Below are 1375 nucleotides of genomic sequence, written 5' to 3' on the forward strand. Positions count from 1 at the left end.
TTCGGCTTGGGCAAAGGTGGCAGCATCATAGACCTTGTGATGTTGTTGCAAAGGTGCAATGCTCACGAAGCAATGAGCCATTTGGCAGGGAACGCTCTTTCCTTTCATCGTGCAANTCCTTCAAAGGNAGAAANATCAAAACAATNCCCAAGCACAAGGCGCATTCTNGGCATCAGTGAGGAACTNCCCCCACACCTGCAACGCTATTTGCAGGAGGAGCGNAAGATTGACNTTTNGCTTGCCAANCACTATCTGCGTTCCGTGTGCTANGAGGTGGACGGAAGAACTTACACTGCCATAGGATTTCCCAATCGAACAGGAGGATATGAACTCAGGGACAACGGTCATTTCAAAGGGACAATCGCTCCGAAAGATATTTCCGTTATCGGTAGTGAGGAGGGTGCAAAAGACACCACACACAACATTTTTGAGGGCTTTGTTGATTTCCTGTCCTTTCTCACGATGAAAGGAAAAGAAACCATCTCACCCTCCATCGTGCTGAACTCGGTCAGCAATCTTTCACGAGCTATNGCCTATCTTCACGAGAACGGCATTGANTCCGTTCGAGCTTTCCTTGACAACGACCAAGCAGGACGACAAGCCCTCCAGTCTTTACAATCGGCTGGTATCAAAGTAGAGGATATGNGCCGACATTATGGCAGATATAAAGACCTGAACGAGTATCACGTTTCTCGCCAGAAAGTGATGGANCAAAAACAGAAGGAACCGCAATCGGTCGTCAAGCGTGGATTTCGCAGATAAGGCAAAAGAGTGCAATTAAAACCAAGTATCAACNGGGTATCCTTAGGGACTAAAAGAGAACAAGAGGCAGACAGATAGCTTTGTTTCAAGAGCAATGGCAGTTTTNCCAACTGCAAGTTTCCTAAAAAGAAACTTAGCAACAAAGCTTCTGTGCATTCAGAGAATGCAAACACCTCAAAGGGGAGTTTCGGATTGGGCGGAGCGGCATTTAGAAGAAATGCCATAGCTCATTAGGGCATTTTCTNCACGCTCCACTTGCNTTNCTGCTAAAAAAGCCCTTCTGAGCCAAGGGACTCCGCCCCTTTGGATACCCTTAAAACAATATTCAACTTATGGGCTACGCAGTATTACATATAGACAAAGCTCGTGGCAACGACTCGGCAATGACCGCACACATCGAGCGTACATTCGTGCCAAGTAATGTCGATGCAACTCGCACACACCTCAACCGTGAGTTGGTGCAATTTCCTGCAAATGTCACCAACCGCACGGAAGCCATAGAACACCGCATCNCCACAGCAAACNTCTACCGTAAGGTGGCAGACAACCAAGTCAAGGCACTTCGCTTTATCCTCTCAGGGTCGCACGAGGATATGCTCAAACTTGAAAGCGA

The 1375-nt window shown here is 47.4% G+C and carries 2 protein-coding genes; both read left to right on the forward strand.

Annotated features, from left to right (window positions below; all coding sequences use genetic code 11):
- The coding region (locus HMPREF9304_RS11130; RefSeq protein WP_036929162.1) for a DUF8464 domain-containing protein at positions 1 to 762 on the forward strand (762 nt) is incomplete at its 5' end.
- A gap of 332 nt (positions 763 to 1094) precedes the next feature.
- Positions 1095 to 1375, forward strand: a 281-nt coding sequence (locus HMPREF9304_RS11135; protein WP_036929159.1) for a plasmid recombination protein, incomplete at its 3' end; no start/stop codon positions are given.

The sequence above is a fragment of the Hoylesella timonensis S9-PR14 genome, assembly GCF_000762405.1.
In the GTDB taxonomy this organism is placed as follows: domain Bacteria; phylum Bacteroidota; class Bacteroidia; order Bacteroidales; family Bacteroidaceae; genus Prevotella; species Prevotella timonensis_A.